We start from the raw sequence: 17,793 nt of genomic DNA on the forward strand, positions 1-17,793 counted from the left end.
AGCATTGACGTCCACTACGTAGTCCACACCGTTCGCCGGTGTGGGACTCGGCTGCATTACGAAGCTGAGAGTCAGTCCGAAGATCCAGCAGTGCAACGGATATTTCATGATGCGGTGGCCCGTGCCCGAGAACGTTCGGCAAACGTTTGTCCGTGGTCGGGTCGTCAATTGATCGGCTAGATAGCTTGGCGCCTGAACCCGAGGTTCGTATGGTGCGGGCTCCCCGCCCTGCCCCGGGCAGCTTGTCGTTGGTGCATGTTAGCTTTTCGAGCAAAGCTCGCAAGGTAATTAACGTCCGCATCCACTGAACGGGGGCAAGGTGAGGTTCGTAGCGTGGAATATAAACCGCGGTGGCGGGCAGCGAATCACTGAAATAGTGGAAGAGATCAAGCTGCTGGATCCGGACTTTGTTGCTTTGAGTGAGGTCACCTACGGAAATCTCGATGGCCTACGAAACTCGCTCACAGCGAGCGGACTCGTGTACACCGAAACAACCTGCGAACAGGGTAATGCCCACAGCGTCCTGGTTGCGTCCAATCGTCCGATTGAAATTGTGCCCAGAACTCTGCCGAATGATCAGGAACGGTGGTTGTCAGTCAGAATCGAGAGCCTCGACTTGAATGTACTTGCTGTCCATATTCCTGATGCAACCACCGGTAAGTTCAAAGATGGATACGGTATTTCTGGAGAACGGCGAAAGCAGAACTTCTGGGACGAAGTGATCCGTTACGCCCAAGCGAATAAGAATGAGAAAACTGTACTACTGGGCGACTTAAATACCGGGCTCAAGGAGGATGCGCAGGGCACCCCGTTCAAGCTCTCGGACAATATTAGGATCTTGCGTCTAGAGAAATATGTAGATACATGGCGTCACCTAAATGCCGGCAGGAAAGAATATACCTATTACTCGCAGCAGAACTCACGAGACTACAACGGATTCCGTCTAGACTATGTTTTTGTTTCGGCACTTTTGCGTGATCAAATCCTAAAAGCTGAGCATGTTCATCATGTCCGTGGTGCGGGTAAACTATCCGATCATTCTATAGTGTTGACTGACTTGGCGATATAGGGTTTGTTTCGTGGGATTCTGGGATTGGCTGCCTTGGTCGTCGCGACCGCAGCAAGACCGTAAGTCGCGGTCGAAGTCGGCGTCCGATAGCGGATCAACGCCGAAAACTTCGAGTGTCCGGCTAGGGCCCTATCCGACTCCTGCGGAAGTGGACGTACCGGGTAGTTGGCCGCGCGAGGTCACTGGCAGTCATCGCCGAGCAAAAGTCGTCCGTCAACAATTGGGCCCTCTGACGGCGATCCTTCAGTTCACAAGGACGCCGCTTTCGCCGTGGGCAATAGGTGTTTACGTCGACGGCGTGCAGGTGGGCTGGCTTCCGGGCGGCGGTGATGAACTTGATCCAGAAGTGGAGTGGCTGAAGCAGCTGGAGGAGGAGTACGTGATTCCCCGGGTCGCAGGGGAATGCGAGAAGAGGGGATCAAGCAAGGTGATCGTCGTCTTCATGCCATCAGACCACGGTTTGCCGGAAGCCGCGCGGGCCATGATCGCAGACCGCCGGCGGCGGCATCCGCTCAATGTCGATGACTAGTCCGCTACGCCGGTGGTTTGGGTGCGGTCCTTCATCTTTGGAGTCAACGCTTTGCTTCCTAGCGGCGACAGTACTGACAGGCGTTCCGTTTCGTTTACGCAACTGCCCAGACGGTCGTGAGCTTCGCTAATTCGGTGCTGACTATCAACAGCAAACCCAGTAGTAGCTAGCAGGGTCGCATGGGCCCTAATCTGGCACCGCGTTGGGTACACCGGGACCGCACACCCCTGAACTACCCAGAGAACCGAGCTATCCGAAGATGCCGGGCGAACCGCCTCGGGTGCAGCCGAGCAAGAAAGTCGCCGCGCATTGGGATGAGCACGGCAATCGCATCGCCGACTGAGGCGGCCAGCTACCCTGCTGTGCATGCCGGTCAACACCATTCGGAAGTTGCTCGCCGCTGTGGCCATCATCGGAATGCTCGCCAGCGGCATCGGCATCGCGTCCTTCATGATCTTCGGAAGCCGTGACCAGCAGCAGGAAGCGTCCTCGCCCCGATACACCCCGCCGACACCGCCACCGCCGTCGGTGCCGACCGCCGAGGAGTTCCAGATCACCGTCAACGTCACCGCTTCGGCATGTGATCCGACCAATACAGTCTGCCTGTACACGTACACGATCAACCCGGAATATGTTGGTCTGCATCCCTTTCCGGAGACGCCGTTCACCGTGGAGTACGAGGTGGTCGGCGGCCTCGCCCCACAGCCCGGCAAGTTCACCGTCACCGGCCAGCAAGCCGAGATTCTGAAAGACGTGACCGTCGAGGTCGCGCCCGGCGCGCGGCTGTCGGCCAACGTCCTCCGGGTTGTCGAGGGTGCCCCGCCACCGCCACCTCCGCCACCCGGCGAGGCGCCGCCCGTCGACGCTCCCCCTGCGCCGTGACCACCCCGCCGCGCAGCCGCTGGCTCCGCAACTTCCATCCCGCCCCGAACGCCCGCGTGCGCCTCGTCTGCCTACCGCATGCCGGAGGTTCGGCGAGTTACTACTTCCCGATGTCGACGGCCCTGGCCCCGGAGTTCGAGGTGTACGGCGTGCAGTACCCGGGCCGCCAGGATCGTTACGCGGAGCCGTTCGTCGACTCCATCGACGCGCTGGCCGACCAGGTGTTCACCGAGCTGGGAACCCTGCCCGACGCACCGACGGCGTTCTTCGGGCACAGCATGGGCGCGGTGCTGGCCTTCGAAGTGGCCCGCCGCTACGAGATACAGGGCGGACGCCAGGTCCTGACGGTGTTCGCGTCCGGTTCACGCGCGCCGAGCCGCTACGGCGACGAACGCGAATTCAAGGACGACGCCGCTCTCGTCGACGTGATGCGCGAACTCGGCGGTACGGACCCGCGAGTGCTCGGCGATCCGGAACTGCTCTCCACGTTCCTACCCGCGTTCCGCAACGACTACCGCGCGCTGCAGGCCTATCACCGCGGCACCGAGGTCGGCATCAGCGCTCCGATCGTCGTGTTGACGGCCCTCGACGACCCGAAGACCAGTGACGCCGCCGCGCGCGCGTGGCACGAGCACACCACCGGCGGCGGTGACGTCCACGTCTTCGCCGGCGGACACTTCTTCCTGGAGAAGCAGCCGCAGAAGATCATCGAGGTCGTCACACGGACGCTGCGCGCGGCGGGTTAGATCCCCAGGAACTCCCGCACCGCCTTCAGTCCGCGGATGTCGATGTCGTTGCAGCGCACGGTCTCCCATCGCTCGCGCGTCATCGAGAAAGACAGCATCGTGTCGTCGGTGTCACGGCGCTTCTCCGTGGTGATGCCATCTTCGGTGTAGGGCAACGACCGGGTGACGCCCAGCGACGCGACGTTGTCGTGCCAGGCGCGGGTGCGCGCGCACCGGCCGTCGAGTCCGGCGAAAACCAGGTGGAGAGCCATCTGGCGCATTTCGCGTCCCAGGCCTCGGCCCTGGAAGCGGCGGCCGAGCCATGACCCGGTGGTCGCCGTGCGGGTGGCGCCGAACTGCTGCGCGTCGACGGCACACACCCCGACGACATCGCCGTGCTCCAGCACCGCCATGTTCAGATGCCAGCTCTCCGTGGTGGTCTCGGCGCGACAGCGCCAGAAGTAGCGCAACGAATTGCGTTGCAGCTCGGGCGGTTCGACGTCCGTCCACGGCTCTGAGAACGGCATGGTGCTGGGATCGTGGATGCCGTGTGCGGCCAACTCGGCAAGCTGGGCGCCGAGGTCGTCGTCGAGGTAGCGCAGCGACAGCCGCGGACCCGAGACCCCGAGCCCGAACAGCGGCCAGATCGCAGTGGACATGTCCTCCATGGCACCGCACCCAGGCCGTCAACTCAACGCATTTTCCTGACGCCGCGTCGCCGGCACTCGGTCAGGTTAGCCAGCGGGTACGACCCCTCGGGGTTGGGGCAGCGGCAGGTCGTTGTAGGTCGCGATGCCCGGCGCCGCCGCCACAACCGCCGCGATGGCGTGGATCGGCGGCATCGCGGTCATGATGTGGCCGAGCACGAAGAAGTCCTCGAGCGTCTTGGCGTTCTCGATCATGTCCTGCGGTGGCAGGAAGCCGACCTGCATGTTGACCGTGGGGCGGCCGTCGATGGTGATCTTCCAGCCGTCGCCGTCGAGCTTCCAGTCCGGCTCCAGGGTCTGGCCCTTCTTCCACCGGACGTTGATGTCGATGACGGTCTTGCCGTTCACGCGGCCTTGCCAGCTGGCGAACACCCCGGCGACATGTCCTGCCTTGATCGTCCACGATGCCATCGGGAGATCCTCAGTGGTCTGGGCGTATTCGGACACACAGGTGATCTCGTCGAGTTCGATGCCGAGGGAATCCGCGACCAGCTGGACAGCTTCGGCGAACACCGCCGTGCCCTTCGCGGCCATCGGTGGCAGCGCGGGGTCGTCGATGGCCATGTCGAAGCCGACGGGCCTCTCGGTCTCGGGGGAGTCGTAGAGGGTGGTGTCGGCGGATTCGGCAATCGTGATCTTGTCGATCCGGTCGCAAGCGGTGCCCGCGACGATGGCGAGCAGTTCGGCGAACCCCGGGCTCACGCCCGAGCCGAACAGTGTCGACCCGCCGCGCCGGCACGCGTCGGCGAGCTTCTCCCGACCGTCGCCGAGATTTCCTCCGGTGATGAACGAGGCGGATGCCACGACGTTCACGCCGGCCTCGAGGATGCGCACCAGTTCGGCGACGTCGATCCACATCGGGTTGTAGACCACGACGTCGGGCTTGAGCGAGAGCAGCGCATCGACGTCGTTGGTAGCGGTGACGCCCAGCGGTTCGATCCCGACGAGCTCGCCGACGTCCTTTCCGACCTTGTCGTCGGACCAGGCGTAGCAGCCCACCAATTCGAGCGTGGGATTGGCCGCTATGGCCGCAACCGAAGACTTGCCGACGTTTCCGGTCGTCCACTGGACGACGCGATAGGACGCATTGTTGGGCACTCGCTCAGCATAGGGTCGCACGCTGTCTAGCTGGGCTACATTGCGTCAATTGCCGCCGGGGGTCAGCAACGCCGTTCCGGTCCTGGTCTGACCCGATCGATCGATCCACACCAGGTCGAGCAGATCGCCGGGGTAATGCCGGTCGAGAACGGACGTCAGCGTGTTGGTCGAATCGAGCGAGGTGCCGTCGAGGGTGACGATGATGTCGCCCGCCATCAGCCCTGCCCGGTCGGCGGGACCGCCGACCATGACCTCCTGGATCAACACACCGGCGGCGTCCCGTGGCGCGGTGCGCACACCCACGCCCAGCAGGGTGGGCGGACCGATGTGGACATTGTCGGATCGGATTCCGGCCTGAATCTGGCCGGCCACCTGCATCGCATCGTTGATCGGTATCGCGAAGCCCTTGCCGCCGGGACCCATCCGGAAGTTCACCGACGCAGCGGTGGTGACGCCGACAACCTGCCCGGTCGAACTGACCACCGGACCGCCGGAGTCGCCTGCGCGAACCGGTGCGGCGAACTCGAACAGGCCCGTCAGCTGGTCGGTCGATCCGGTCAGCGCGTCCTCGGCTTCGACGGTGCGCCCGAACGCGGTGAGGGTGCCGACCTCGCGGGTCAGCGGAGCATCCGAGCCCATGGCATTGCCCAGGGCGACGACAGGTTCGCCCGGCGCCAGAAGATTGGCGTCGCCGATCGGCGCGGTCGGCAAACCGGCGGCGCCGAGTAGCTGGATGACCGCGACGTCACGTCCGCGGTCGTAGCCGACGAGCTGCGCCGGATATTGGCGGCCACCGACCGTCGCGGTGATGCGATCGGCACCCTGAACGACGTGGAAATTCGTCAGGACCTGACCGCCGGGACTGATGACGAAGCCTGTGCCGAGGCCGATGACGCCCTGGTAGTCGACGGTGGTGTCGATGCGAGCGACAGAGGGATCCACTTGTGTCGACGCGTCGGCAGGATCACCCGGGGCGGCCGCTGCCGGGGCCACGGGAGCTAGGAGCGCGAGGATCGCAGCGAGTGCCAGCAGCAGCGTCCGTTGTCGGCGAATGAGGCCCATACCCATCAATAGTGTCTGCGACGTCGGCTGCTGTCGATGTGACGAGGTCGCGTCAGTCCTCGACGGCAACGCCGCCGCGGGTCCGCTTACGCCGTCCGAGAACCGATCCCTTACCGGTCGGGCGCCGGTTCTGCAGTTTGCCGTCGGCGGCAGGCTCGGCGTCTTCGATCGGAGGCGCTTCGACGGCCTCGGTGTCGTTCTCGTCACCCTGGGCCTTTACCCCGTCGTCGGCGCCGGAATCTGCGTCGACGTCATCGGCGTCCACGGTCTCGTCGCCAGCGACCTCGTCAGTCTCTTCCGCCTCCTCAGCCCCACCGGCACCGTCTTTGCGGCCCCGCCGGCCGGCCCGCTCCTTGACCTTGAGCGGTTTCGGAGGTGGCGGCTGCATCTCGGCGACGAACGCGAGGTAGAAGGCGAACACGCCGAGCAGTCCGGCGGCGGCAGAGGCTCCGTAGACGCCGAACAACCACTGTCCGGCCGAATCCAGCGACAGCCAGATCTCGCTGATGGCCGCGCCGATGATGAGCACGCCGGCCAGGACGTGCAGCGAGATGGAGGCGGTGCGCAGGTTCAGTGCCAGCTGCGGAGTGCCGAACTCGGGCCTGCGGGTGCGCAGCAGCGTGAACACCACAGGAAGCGCGGCGAGCCCGATCAGCGCGCCGGCCACGATGCGCAACGCGGTGCCGAGCGTGTGGGAGGTGTCGCCGAGCAACTCCAGCGTGCGGGGGAGGACGAAGAGGAAGTACAGGACCCCGGCGGCGATGGAGAACGACGCGTGCCAGATCACCGCAGCGGTGCGGCCCATAATCCTCCTCGATCGTGTAGCCCGCCCTGTGTCGAATCCCGGGGCGCGACCGTGCGGGTCGTCAGCCGGTCGCACCCCGGGCGAGCGCGGAGGATAGGGGATTTGAACCCCTGAGGGCTGTTAACCCAACCCGCGTTCCAGGCGAGCGCCATAGGCCACTAGGCGAATCCTCCGCCGGTCATGGTAGCCGACCGCCCTGGTGGTCCCCCAAATCTGCCGTTGAGCTCCTCGCTGGCGGGAGATGAGCGTCGGCGTATTACACTCGCCGTGGACCCCGCGCGGCGTCTATCCTGTGAACTCCCCCAGGGCCGGAAGGCAGCAAGGGTCAACGGGCTCTGGCGGGTGCGCGGGGTCCCCTTATGCCCCCCTTCGTTCCTTCGACGGTGAAAGGCGAGCGGTGTCGTTTCATTCGCTGGGCCGCGACGACCTGCGCGCACAGCATGACCTGCAGCAGCGCAACTACGCCGAACTGCAGGCCAAGAACCTCCGCCTCGACCTGACCCGCGGTAAGCCGTGCGCCGAACAGCTCGACCTGTCCAATGGACTGCTCGCACTACCCGGTGACGGCCCCGGCGCTTTCAAAGACGCCGACGGCACCGATACACGCAACTACGGCGGGCTGCACGGCCTGCCCGAACTGAGGGCGATCTTCAGCGAGCTCCTCGGCATCCCGGTGCCCAATCTCATCGCGGGCAACAACGCCAGCCTCGAGTTCATGCACGACGCGATCGTCTACTCGCTGCTGCACGGCGGGGTGGATTCGCCGCGGCCGTGGATCGAGGATCTTCGCGACGGGACCGGGGTGAAGTTCCTCTGCCCGTCTCCCGGATACGACCGCCACTTCGCGATCACCGAGAGCCTCGGCATCGAGATGATCCCGGTGCCGCTGCTCGATGACGGCCCCGACATGGACCTCATCGAGGAACTGGTGGCCGCGGACCCGGCGATCAAGGGCATCTGGTGCGTGCCGGTGTACGCCAACCCGACGGGCACCACATATTCCTGGGAGACGGTCCGGCGTCTGGTTCAGATGGAAACCGCCGCAACCGATTTCCGGATCATGTGGGACAACGCGTACGCCGTCCACACGCTCACCCACGACTTCGTCAGGCAGGTCGACATCCTCGGCCTCGCCTCGGCGGCCAACCATGCCAACCGGCCGTTGATCTTCGCGTCGACGTCGAAGATCACGTTCGCCGGTGCCGGCGTCAGCTTCCTCGGCGGTTCGCTGGGCAACATCGCGTGGTACCTGCAGCACGCGGGGAAGCGGTCGATCGGCCCCGACAAGGTCAATCAGCTCCGTCACGTGCGGTTCTTCGGCGACGCCGACGGTGTGCGACTGCACATGCAGCGCCACCAGGAACTGCTGGCCCCGAAGTTCGCACTCGTGCTGGAGATCCTCGAAGACCGGCTCGGCGAGTCGAAGATCGCGTCGTGGACCGAACCGAAGGGCGGCTATTTCATCAGCCTCGACGTGCTGCCCGGCACGGCCAAGCGCACGGTGTCGCTGGCCAAGGAGGCAGGCATCGCGGTGACCGAGGCGGGTGCGTCGTTCCCGTACCGAAAAGACCCGGAGGACAAGAACATCCGCATCGCGCCGACGTTCCCCGCGACGTCGGATCTGCGTGCGGCCATCGACGGTCTCTCGACGTGTGCGCTGCTGTCGGCCGCCGAGCACCTGCTGGGCCTACCTCCCGAGAAGTAGTCGGACACTCTGGGTAGCCTGCTTCCGTGGCTCTCTACCGCAAGTACCGACCGGCGAGCTTCGCAGAGGTCGTCGGCCAGGAACACGTCACCGAGCCGCTGTCGACAGCGCTGAACTCCGGCCGCATCAACCACGCCTATCTGTTCTCGGGCCCGCGCGGTTGCGGCAAGACGTCGTCGGCGCGCATTCTCGCGCGCTCGCTGAACTGTGCCGAGGGGCCCACCGCCACGCCCTGCGGGGTGTGCGACTCGTGTGTCGCGCTCGCCCCCAACGGCCCGGGCAACGTCGATGTCGTCGAACTCGACGCCGCGAGCCACGGCGGTGTGGACGACACCCGCGAACTCCGTGACCGCGCGTTCTACGCGCCCGCACAGTCGCGCTACCGCATCTTCATCGTCGACGAAGCGCACATGGTCACCACCGCCGGCTTCAATGCGCTCCTCAAGATCGTCGAGGAACCGCCGGACCATCTGATATTCGTGTTCGCCACCACCGAACCGGAGAAGGTGCTGCCGACCATCCGGTCGCGTACGCACCATTATCCGTTCCGGCTGCTGGCGCCGCGGACCATGCGGACGCTGATCGAGAAGATCGTCGCGTCCGAGAGCGTCGACGTGGACGACGCCGTGTATCCCCTCGTCATCCGTGCCGGCGGCGGTTCGCCGCGTGACACGCTCAGCGTTCTGGACCAGCTGCTCGCCGGCGCCGACGGCAACCACGTCGCCTACCAGCGTGCGCTGTCACTACTGGGTGCCACCGACGTCGCACTGATCGACGACGCCATCGACGCGCTGGCCGCGGGCGACTCGGCGGCACTGTTCGGTGCGGTCGAAGGCGTCATCGACGCCGGGCACGACCCGCGCCGGTTCGCCACCGATCTGCTGGAGCGTTTTCGGGACCTCATCGTGCTGCAGGCCGTACCCGACGCCGCCGCCCGTGGTGTGGTGGACGGCCCCGAGGACATCCTGGAGCGCATGCGCGAACAGGCCGAACGGCTGGGCACCGCGACGCTGACGCGCTACGCCGAGGTGGTGCACGCCGGCCTCGGCGAGATGCGCGGAGCGACGGCGCCGCGGCTTCTCCTCGAAGTGGTCTGCGCCAGGCTGCTGCTGCCCTCGGCAAGTGACACCGAGGCCGCGCTGCTGCAGCGCGTCGAGCGCATCGAAACCCGGCTCGACCTGTCGATCCCTGCCAGCGACGAGATCGCCCCCAGTGTCTCCGTCGCGCCGCGAAAGCAGTTCGTGCGCAAGAGCGAGGCCCCGCCGGCCCCGCCTGAGCCGGCTCCGCCGGCGCCTGCCCCGGCACCCCCGGCCCCCAGAGCCGCGGAGCCGCCGCCCCAACCGGTCGAGCCGGCACCCAAAGCAGTTGAGCCGCAATCGGTTCCGAACCCACCGCCTCCGCTGCGGCAACCTTCTGCCCCCGCCGTGGAAGCTCCTCCCGCAACCCCTGCCGCCGCCGTCGCTGCGGGCCAGCCGAATGCGGCCGCGGTGCGCACCATGTGGACGACGGTGCGCGAAAAGGTTCGGGAACGAAGCCGCACCACCGAAGTGATGCTCGCGGGCGCCATCGTGCGCGCCGTCGAGGGGGACACTCTCGTGCTGAGCCACGAATCGGCACCGCTGGCCAAGCGGCTCGTCGAGCAGCGCAACGCCGACGTCATCCGCGAAGCGCTCAAAGATGCGCTCGGGGTGGACTGGAAGATCCGGTGCGACGCCGGCGGTGAGTCACCGGCGGCACCCGTCGCGGCCGCGCCGCCGGCGCCACCACCCCAGCGGGCCGCACCGCAACGTCCCCGCGTCGAGCGTGTCCCCCCGCCGGAGACCCCGCCGCCGCCGCCCGAGGACGACGAAGAAGACATGCTGGCCGAAGCGAGCATTGCCGACCCCGCCGCCCCGCGCCGGGACCCGGAAGAGGTGGCGCTGGAGTTGCTGCAGAACGAGCTGGGCGCGCGCCGCATCGACGGCTGACCAAAACAGGTATCCGACTACGCAGGCACACGCCGCGTCGGGCAGCCATGATCAAGTCATGGTGCTCCCTGATATCGCCCGCAAGGTGCTGGCGGCGATCCGGATCCTCAACGGGGCCGCGGGCCTGCTGATCCCGGAGAAACTCCTCGGCCGGCTCGGCGTCGACACCGCGACGGATCGCTCGGGAACCTACCCGTTCCGCATGTTCGGCGTCCGCACCGTGCTCATCGGCCTGGACCTGCTCCTGCTGACCGGCGACGAGCTGCGCCGGGCGGAGAAGCTCGCGGTGCTCATCCATGCCGCCGACACCGCCTCGGCGGCCGTCACCACCGTCCGGAACGACCTGCCGCGCAAGCAGGGACTCACCGCTGTCGGCATCTCGGCCGTCAACACGGGCCTGGCCGTCATCGCCTGGAGAGGGGGCCGACGTGTCGAAGCGGGGCGCACAGCTGTTCATTGAGCTGGCCGAGTTCCTCGATCGCCGGTGGGGGTGGGACCGCCTGCCACCGACGCTGGGCCTGCTGTCGCTCGTCGGCATCCGCAACCGTCTGCGCCAGGACAACCTGTACGACACCTACGACGGCGCGCCTCCCGCCGCGCCTCCGCGCGAGCCCGACGAGTATCTGACGGTGCGGACCGTCGACGGCTCGTACAACGACCTGTCGGTGCCGTCGATGGGCATGGCGGGCACCCGCTTCGGGCGTAACCTGCGGCCCGGATCGGCCCCGGCCGAGCAACCGCCCGAGCTGTTGGAGCCCAACCCGCTGACGATCAGCACCGAACTGCTCCGACGCGAGACCTTCACAGGCGCCGGGCAGGTGAACGTGCTCGCTGCGGCGTGGCTGCAGTTCGAGGTGCACGACTGGTTCAGCCACGGCACCACCACCGATCGGATGATCGAGGTTCCCCGGCCCGCCGGATACGAGTGGCCCACCGATCCGGTTGCAGTCCCGGCGACACCCGACGACCCGACCGCGCCGGACGACTCCGCATCCAGGACCTACCTCAACGTCGACAGCCACTGGTGGGACGGCTCGCAGATCTACGGCAGCACCGTGGCCGCGCAGCAGGCGGTGCGCAGCGGCCGGAGCGGCAAGGTGACCGTCGACGACGAGCCCTTCCTCACCAACGACGGGTGGTGGCTGGGTCTGGAACTGCTCACCACGCTGTTCATGAACGAGCACAACGCAATCTGTGACCGGCTGGCCTCGGCGTACCCGCGGTGGTCGGACGATCTGCTCTTCGAGAAGGCCCGCCTTGTCACCACCGCGCTGATCACCAAGATCCACACCCTGGAATGGACACCGGCGCTGCTCGGACATCCCGCGTTGGAGCAGGGCATGCGGGGGAACTGGTTCGGTGCCGCCGGTGAGCGGGTGAAAAGACTTGCGGGACGGCTGAGTTCGAGTGACTTCGTCAGCGGGATCCCGGGGTCTGCGACCGATCACCATGCCGCGCCCTATTCGGTCACCGAGGAATTCGTGACCGTGTACCGCATGCACCCGTTGCTACCCGACGATTTCGGGTTCGTCACGCTCGACGGCGCACCGTCACTGTCGTGTTCGTTCGACGACATCCGCAGCACCCGGTCGCGCAGCGCCCTGGAGAAGGTCGGTCACGGCAACGCAATGTACACCTTCGGTGTCGGCGAGGCGGGAGCACTTGCCCTGCACAACAGCCCGCGGTTCATGGAGCGCTTCGACCGCACGGACTCACTCGTCATCGACCTCAACGCGGTCGACGTGCTGCGGTCCCGGGAGCGGGGAGTGCCCCGGTACAACGACTTTCGGGAGAGCTTGCGGCTGCCGCGGGTCCGCAGCTTCGACGAGATCAGCCGCGGAAGCTTCGAGACGGCGGAGAAGCTGCGCCACATCTACGACGGTGACATCGACAGGGTCGACACCGTCGTCGGCATGTACGGGGAGCGACTTCCCCGCGGATTCGCGTTCGGAGAGACGGCATTTCGCATCTTCGTGCTGATGGCGACCCGGAGGCTCAAGAGCGACCGGTTCTACAGCGTCGACTTCACCCCGCGGATCTACACCCCCGAAGGCATGGCCTGGATCGACGACAACGACATGACATCGGTGCTGACCCGCCACCTTCCCGAGCTGGCGCCCGCACTACGCGGACAAGGCAACGTCTTCCTGCGCTGGAAACCGCTGCGCTAGAACGTCACGCGTTCCACCACGGTCGCAGCGGAAGCCCGCCGTCACCGCCTCGCTCGTCCAGCTTCACGGCAAGCACCTGATGCAGCTGGATGGCGTTCTGCTCGAAGCCGACTCGCGACCCGGCCATGTAGAGACCCCAGACCTTCGCGGTGGCCAGGCCCACTTCGGCGACGGCCTCGTCCCAGTGCTCGACAAGGTTGCGGCACCAGTCGCGCAGCGTCATCGCGTAGTGGTGGCGCAAATTCTCCTCGTGCACGACCTCCAAGCCGATGTCCTGGATCTCGGTGATGATCCGCCCCGACCCGGTGAGCTCCCCGTCAGGGAACACGTAGCGATCGATGAACCCGCCCGCCGCGGGCCCCGTCTTGTTGTCGTGACGGGTGATGCTGTGGTTGAGGACCAGTCCGCCGGTGCGCAGCTTCGACTTGATGAACCGGAAGTACGACGGATAGTTGGCCACGCCGATGTGTTCGGTGAGACCGATGGAAGAGACTGCGTCGAACTGCGATTCGCGCACGTCGCGATAGTCGCTGTGGCGCACTTCGGCCAGATCGGCGAGACCTTCCCGCACGATGGCGGCCTGTGCCCACTCGGCCTGCTCTTTCGACAGCGTCACCCCGATGGCCTTGACACCGTGCCGGGCGGCGTAGCGCACCATTCCGCCCCAGCCGCAACCGATGTCGAGCAGTCGGTCGCCGGGCGCAAGGCGCAGCTTCTCGAACACCAAGCGGTACTTGTTGTCCTGCGCCTCCTCCAGGGTGGCGTCCGGGTGCGGATAACACGCGCACGTATAGGTCATCGACGGTCCGAGCACCCACTCGTAGAACGCATTCGACACGTCGTAGTGGTGGTGGATGGCGTCGGCGTCGCGGGTCTTGCTGTGCCGCAGGCCTTCCGCGATGCGCCGCCACCGTGGTAGGGCCTCCTGGGGAGGAGGCGCGATCGGCACCAGGTGCTCGATGCCGATCGAGCGCACGATGTTGGCCAGCACGCGCGCCGGTGGCCGTTTGAAGTTCAGCTTCTCGACGAGCGCGGTGAGCAGCGGGTACGGGTCGCCCGGGTGCACACCGAACATCTCCAGATCGCCCGACACGTAGGCCCGGGCGAGGCCCAGATCACCGGGAGCCGTGGCCAGATACGTCGTCCCGCGGGGCGTCAGCAGGTCCAGCCCGAGCGTCGCATCGTCGGGACCCGTGCTGCTCCCGTCGTACGCCGTGAACCTCAGCGGCATTCGGCCTCTGGCAAAGATCTCCAGCACCTCGGCCAGAGTCAGCCTGCGGTCGGGATCCTGTGACGGACCGCCCGTACGCTCCCGAAAAGTGGTCACTGCCGTCGCACCGCCTTCGCGTAGAGGTCGAGGAAACGCGAGTCTGGGTCATACGTCTTCTTCACGGTCTTGTAGATCTCCCCTCCGTAAAGAGCATCAAACTCCTCAGGGGAGTAAAACGCATCGGAGTACAGAGATTTGTGCCCGTCGAGTTCGCTGATCCTGCGTTCGATCAACTTGTTGGTGTGCCCCTCCTCGGGTCCGACGGGCACCGAGGACCAGAAGCCGATGTTGACGTAGGTGTGGTGTGGCCGGATGGGGTAGAGCGACCAGCTGCGCTCGTCGCGGAGACGCAACGGGCACAGCCAGATCGGTTCGATCGGCACGGTGTCGAGGAACCAGTGCAGGAAGTCGGCCGTCCGTTCGACAGGCACTTCGACGTCCTGGACGACACGTTCGCGGATCGGGCGGCCGTGTCGTTTCTCGATGCGATCGGCGATGGCGAACCGCTGGTCGTACCCGATGAGCTTCCAGTAGAAGCTGCTTCGCCGGTACCGCCTGGGCCACCAGCGCCGGATGCGGGGGTTCTGCGCCCCGAATGCCCTTGAGCACCAGAACCAGTCGGTGTCCCACCGCCACAGATAGTCGTGGATGGTGAGCCGGTCGTGCTTTTCCCCGTCATCGTGCTGAATGGAGCGATAGTAGATCTCGCTGCCTGTGTAGTCGCTGACAGGTCCGGGTGTGCCGGTTTGGATTCCGACGCAGAGGTAACTCTCGTCGGCGCTGAACACCACCCCGTCGAGGTAGTCGACGCGGTCGCCGTACAGCCCGCCCGTCTCGACGATCCGGTCCATGGCATCGATCAGCTCAGACAGCGAGTGGAAGCGGAGGTGGCGTAGCGACACGAACGGCTTGACCGGTTCCAGCTCGATCTTCAGGCGTACCGAATAGCCGAGCGTGCCATAGGAATTCGGGAACGCCCGGTAGAGGTCGGCGTTCTCGCCCGGCGTTGCCCGCACGATATCGCCGGTACCGGTCAGGATGTCCATCTCCAGCACTGACTCGTGCGGAAGTCCGTTTCGGAACGAGGCCGACTCGATACCGAGACCGGTCACCGCGCCACCGAGGGTGATGGTCTTGAGCTGTGGGACCACCAGCGGTGAAAGTCCGTAGGGCAGCGTCGCTGCGACCAGATCCTCGTATGTGCACATGCCCGCGACCTCGGCGGTGCGCGCCACCGGGTCGACGGCGATGACGCCCGTCAGCCCCGAGGTGTCGAGGCCCCTGGCCGTCGGTGCGGCGCGGGCGCGGAACAGATTGGACGTGGGTTTGGCGAGGCGGACGGTCGCGCCGGGGGGGATCGCGCGATAACTTGCCAACAACCGCTGCACACCGTCGGCGTGAGCGGCCCGTGCGTCGGTCGGGACAACAGACACACATATACGCTAGTCCGCGGTAGCAGTGGATGCGACCGCAGCACCTCTGCTCTGAGCTTCTGCGCCCCCACTTGAACAAGGAGTTTGCACTGATGGGACAGGTCAGCGCGTCCAGCACGGTTCTGATCGACGCCGATCCGGCGACGGTGCTGGCAGCCGTCGCCGACTACGAGGCCATGCGTCCGAAGATCCTCTCCGAGCACTACAGCGGCTACCGCGTGCTCGAGGGCGGTCAGGGCGCAGGCACGGTCGCGGAGTGGAAGCTGCAGGCCACCAAATCGCGGTCCCGCAATGTCAAGGCCGACGTCGACGTCGCAGGTCGCACCGTCATCGAGAAGGACGCGAATTCGACGATGGTGACTAACTGGACCGTCGCCCCGGCAGGGCCGGGTTCGTCGGTGACGGTGAAGACGTCATGGCAGGGTGCGGGCGGCATCGGCGGATTCTTCGAGAAGACGTTCGCGCCGATCGGGCTGCGCAAGATCCAGGCCGAGGTGCTCGGCAACCTCAAGCGCGAGGTCGAAGGCACCCTCGGCGTCGAGAACACCTAGCCCTGCTGCAGGAACGCGACGATGCCGCGCACGACGGCGTCGGCGTATTTCTGGCGGCCCTCGGGGCTCTTCATCAGCGCCGAGTCGACGGGGCTTTTCATGTTGCCCAACTCGACGAGGATCGACGGGTACTGCGCGAGGTTCAGCCCGGCGATGTCCTGCCGCGGATTGAGCCCGGAGGTGCCGATGTAGGTCGCAGGCGGAATGCCGGACCCGGCCAACTGGTCCCGCATGATCTTGGCGAACTGCACGGACGGTCCGGCCTGCGCGTTGTTGAGCGGGGGCGACGAATACAGCACGTGGAAACCGCGGCCGGTGGGTGGGCCGCCGTCGGCGTGGATCGAGACGACGGCATTCGGCCTGATCGAGTTGGCCATCGCGGCGCGCTCGTCGACACACGGACCGGGTCCGGTGTCGTCGCCGCGTGACAGCGCGGTGCGCACCCCGAGCGCCGTCAGCGCCTGCCGGATGCGCAGCGTGGTGTCCCAGGTGAAGGTGTGCTCGGTGAGGCCGTCCTCGGTGGAGGTGCCGCTGGCCTGGCAGTCCTTGGTGCCCCCGCGGCCGGTCGGCACTTGGCGGCTCAGCCCTTCCATCGAGCCCTGGTGGCCCGGGTCGAGGAACACGATCTTGCCTGCGATGGCGGCCGGGGCGGCCTGCGCGGGGAAGGCAGGGGTCGCGGCGACGAGCACTGCGGCCACCGCAGCGGCCCCGACACGCAGGCAGGCTGGCATGGGCACGGCGCCACGGTAGCCCGGGCGCCGACTACGCTGAAAGTCCCAAGTGCCCTTGAAGGGCGAGCGCAACCAAGTCGATACCGCACCGCAATCAATATGTAGAGGATCCGTCATGCAACCGGATGGCCAGCCCGACATGTCAGCCCTGCTCGCGCAGGCACAGCAGGTGCAGCAGCAGCTGATGGAGGCCCAGGAAGCGCTCGCCAACGCCGAACTGCACGGCCAGGCCGGCGGAGGACTCGTCCAGGTGACGATGAAGGGCAGCGGCGAGGTGGTCGGCGTCTCGATCGACCCGAAAGTGATTGATCCAGGGGACCCGGAAACGTTGCAGGACCTCATCGTCGGCGCGATCGCCGACGCCGCCAAGCAGGTGACGATCCTCGCCCACGAGAAGCTGGGACCGCTGGCGGGCGGTATGGGCGGCCTGGGCCTGCCGGGGATGTGACTTTTTGTTCGAGGGACCCGTCCAGGATCTGATCGACGAGCTCGGCAAGCTGCCGGGTATCGGGCCCAAGAGCGCCCAGCGGATCGCGTTCCATCTGCTTTCGGTCGAGCCGCCGGACATCGACCGGCTCACCGCTGTGCTGAACCGGGTGCGTGACGGCGTCACGTTCTGCGCCGTGTGCGGCAATGTCAGCGACGCCGAGCGCTGCCGGATCTGCAGCGACCCGCGCCGTGACGCATCCCTGATCTGCGTCGTCGAGGAACCCAAGGATGTGCAGGCCGTCGAGCGGACCCGCGAGTTCCGTGGGCGCTACCACGTGCTCGGCGGGGCGCTGGATCCGCTGTCCGGCGTCGGACCCGATCAGCTGCGAATTCGTGAGCTGCTCAACAGGATCGGGGAACGCGTCGACGGTGTCGACGTCGCCGAGATCATCATCGCGACCGACCCGAACACCGAGGGCGAGGCGACCGCGACCTACCTGGTGCGGATGCTCCGCGACATCCCGGGGCTGACCGTGACGCGCATTGCGTCTGGGCTTCCGATGGGCGGGGATCTGGAGTTCGCCGACGAGCTGACGCTGGGGCGCGCGCTGGCCGGCCGTCGCGCAATGGCCTGAGTTTCACGCCCGAATTCACTTTTT

Annotated in this window: 18 protein-coding genes, 1 tRNA gene, 1 other RNA gene and 1 pseudogene; 13 read left to right on the forward strand and 8 right to left on the reverse strand. The window is 66.2% G+C overall.

Going from position 1 to position 17,793, the window contains the following annotated elements; all coding sequences use genetic code 11:
• Nucleotides 1–319: 319 nt before the first annotated feature.
• From ACAG24_RS02535 to ACAG24_RS02555, 5 genes and pseudogenes are all read left to right on the forward strand, one after another.
• Complete coding sequence (locus ACAG24_RS02535) at nt 320–1,069, forward strand: endonuclease/exonuclease/phosphatase family protein (protein WP_370471120.1); 750 nt, start codon at nt 320–322, stop codon at nt 1,067–1,069.
• A gap of 298 nt (nt 1,070–1,367) precedes the next feature.
• Nucleotides 1,368–1,598, forward strand: coding sequence for a hypothetical protein (locus tag ACAG24_RS02540; protein ID WP_267324297.1), 231 nt, complete (start codon nt 1,368–1,370; stop codon nt 1,596–1,598).
• A gap of 229 nt (nt 1,599–1,827) precedes the next feature.
• Nucleotides 1,828–1,941, forward strand: a pseudogene (locus tag ACAG24_RS02545) (ATP-dependent DNA ligase); the annotation flags it as partial.
• 23 nt (nt 1,942–1,964) lie between these two features.
• Nucleotides 1,965–2,480: a hypothetical protein gene (locus ACAG24_RS02550; protein ID WP_370471121.1), complete on the forward strand. Its 516-nt coding sequence runs from the start codon at nt 1,965–1,967 to the stop codon at nt 2,478–2,480.
• On the forward strand, nt 2,477–3,226 hold the full coding sequence (locus ACAG24_RS02555; protein ID WP_370471122.1) for a thioesterase II family protein: 750 nt from the start codon (nt 2,477–2,479) through the stop codon (nt 3,224–3,226). Before ACAG24_RS02550 ends, ACAG24_RS02555 begins: the two co-directional genes overlap by 4 nt.
• Here the strand turns inward: ACAG24_RS02555 and ACAG24_RS02560 are convergent.
• From ACAG24_RS02560 to ACAG24_RS02580, 5 genes are all read right to left on the reverse strand, one after another.
• Nucleotides 3,223–3,864 carry a GNAT family N-acetyltransferase gene (locus ACAG24_RS02560; RefSeq protein ID WP_370471123.1) on the reverse strand — a complete coding sequence of 214 codons (642 nt, stop codon included), beginning with the start codon at nt 3,862–3,864 and terminating at the stop codon, nt 3,223–3,225. The two genes, ACAG24_RS02555 and ACAG24_RS02560, sit on opposite strands and share 4 nt — an antisense overlap.
• Before the next feature lie 75 nt (nt 3,865–3,939).
• The gene (locus tag ACAG24_RS02565) at nt 3,940–5,010 is read right to left on the reverse strand and encodes an NAD(P)H-dependent amine dehydrogenase family protein (RefSeq protein ID WP_370471124.1); all 1,071 of its coding nucleotides are present in this window, start codon (nt 5,008–5,010) and stop codon (nt 3,940–3,942) included.
• A gap of 45 nt (nt 5,011–5,055) precedes the next feature.
• Nucleotides 5,056–6,078 (reverse strand): S1C family serine protease, encoded by a 1,023-nt coding sequence (locus ACAG24_RS02570; RefSeq protein WP_370471125.1) that lies wholly within the window; start codon nt 6,076–6,078, stop codon nt 5,056–5,058.
• A 46-nt stretch (nt 6,079–6,124) separates the two neighbouring features.
• Complete coding sequence (lucA, locus tag ACAG24_RS02575) at nt 6,125–6,877, reverse strand: lipid uptake coordinator LucA (RefSeq protein ID WP_370471126.1); 753 nt, start codon at nt 6,875–6,877, stop codon at nt 6,125–6,127.
• Between the two features lie 87 nt (nt 6,878–6,964).
• Nucleotides 6,965–7,050: transfer RNA gene (locus ACAG24_RS02580), tRNA-Ser, on the reverse strand.
• A gap of 93 nt (nt 7,051–7,143) precedes the next feature.
• Here ACAG24_RS02580 and ffs point away from each other — a divergent pair.
• The 5 genes from ffs (at nt 7,144) to ACAG24_RS02605 (ending at nt 12,720) form a co-directional block, all read left to right on the forward strand.
• An RNA gene (ffs, locus tag ACAG24_RS02585) (signal recognition particle sRNA small type) lies at nt 7,144–7,238 on the forward strand.
• Between the two features lie 36 nt (nt 7,239–7,274).
• The gene (locus ACAG24_RS02590; protein WP_370471127.1) at nt 7,275–8,582 is read left to right on the forward strand and encodes an aspartate aminotransferase type Ic; all 1,308 of its coding nucleotides are present in this window, start codon (nt 7,275–7,277) and stop codon (nt 8,580–8,582) included.
• A 26-nt stretch (nt 8,583–8,608) separates the two neighbouring features.
• Nucleotides 8,609–10,549, forward strand: coding sequence for a DNA polymerase III subunits gamma/tau (locus ACAG24_RS02595; RefSeq protein ID WP_370471128.1), 1,941 nt, complete (start codon nt 8,609–8,611; stop codon nt 10,547–10,549).
• A 58-nt stretch (nt 10,550–10,607) separates the two neighbouring features.
• Nucleotides 10,608–11,009: a hypothetical protein gene (locus ACAG24_RS02600; RefSeq protein ID WP_370471129.1), complete on the forward strand. Its 402-nt coding sequence runs from the start codon at nt 10,608–10,610 to the stop codon at nt 11,007–11,009.
• Complete coding sequence (locus ACAG24_RS02605) at nt 10,978–12,720, forward strand: peroxidase family protein (RefSeq protein WP_370471130.1); 1,743 nt, start codon at nt 10,978–10,980, stop codon at nt 12,718–12,720. Before ACAG24_RS02600 ends, ACAG24_RS02605 begins: the two co-directional genes overlap by 32 nt.
• Nucleotides 12,721–12,724: 4 nt before the next feature.
• On the opposite strand, the gene ACAG24_RS02610 is transcribed toward ACAG24_RS02605, so the two are convergent.
• Nucleotides 12,725–14,047: a class I SAM-dependent methyltransferase gene (locus ACAG24_RS02610; protein WP_370471131.1), complete on the reverse strand. Its 1,323-nt coding sequence runs from the start codon at nt 14,045–14,047 to the stop codon at nt 12,725–12,727.
• Nucleotides 14,044–15,423, reverse strand: a complete 1,380-nt coding sequence (locus ACAG24_RS02615) for an FAD-binding oxidoreductase (protein ID WP_370471132.1) — start codon at nt 15,421–15,423, stop codon at nt 14,044–14,046. Before ACAG24_RS02615 ends, ACAG24_RS02610 begins: the two co-directional genes overlap by 4 nt.
• A gap of 92 nt (nt 15,424–15,515) precedes the next feature.
• On the opposite strand from ACAG24_RS02615, the gene ACAG24_RS02620 reads away from it, so the two are divergent.
• Nucleotides 15,516–15,974: an SRPBCC family protein gene (locus tag ACAG24_RS02620; protein WP_370471133.1), complete on the forward strand. Its 459-nt coding sequence runs from the start codon at nt 15,516–15,518 to the stop codon at nt 15,972–15,974.
• Here the strand turns inward: ACAG24_RS02620 and ACAG24_RS02625 are convergent.
• Entirely contained in the window at nt 15,971–16,705 is a 735-nt protein-coding gene (locus ACAG24_RS02625; protein WP_370471759.1) for an Rv3717 family N-acetylmuramoyl-L-alanine amidase, read from the reverse strand. The genes ACAG24_RS02620 and ACAG24_RS02625 overlap by 4 nt on opposite strands.
• 115 nt (nt 16,706–16,820) lie before the next feature.
• Here ACAG24_RS02625 and ACAG24_RS02630 point away from each other — a divergent pair, with 115 nt between their 5' ends.
• The gene (locus ACAG24_RS02630; protein ID WP_370471134.1) at nt 16,821–17,153 is read left to right on the forward strand and encodes a YbaB/EbfC family nucleoid-associated protein; all 333 of its coding nucleotides are present in this window, start codon (nt 16,821–16,823) and stop codon (nt 17,151–17,153) included.
• Between the two features lie 4 nt (nt 17,154–17,157).
• Nucleotides 17,158–17,769 (forward strand): recombination mediator RecR, encoded by a 612-nt coding sequence (gene recR / locus ACAG24_RS02635; protein WP_370471135.1) that lies wholly within the window; start codon nt 17,158–17,160, stop codon nt 17,767–17,769.
• The last annotated feature ends 24 nt before the right edge of the window (nt 17,770–17,793 follow it).

This window comes from Mycobacterium bulgaricum (assembly GCF_041287165.2).
GTDB classification, from domain to species: domain Bacteria; phylum Actinomycetota; class Actinomycetes; order Mycobacteriales; family Mycobacteriaceae; genus Mycobacterium; species Mycobacterium bulgaricum.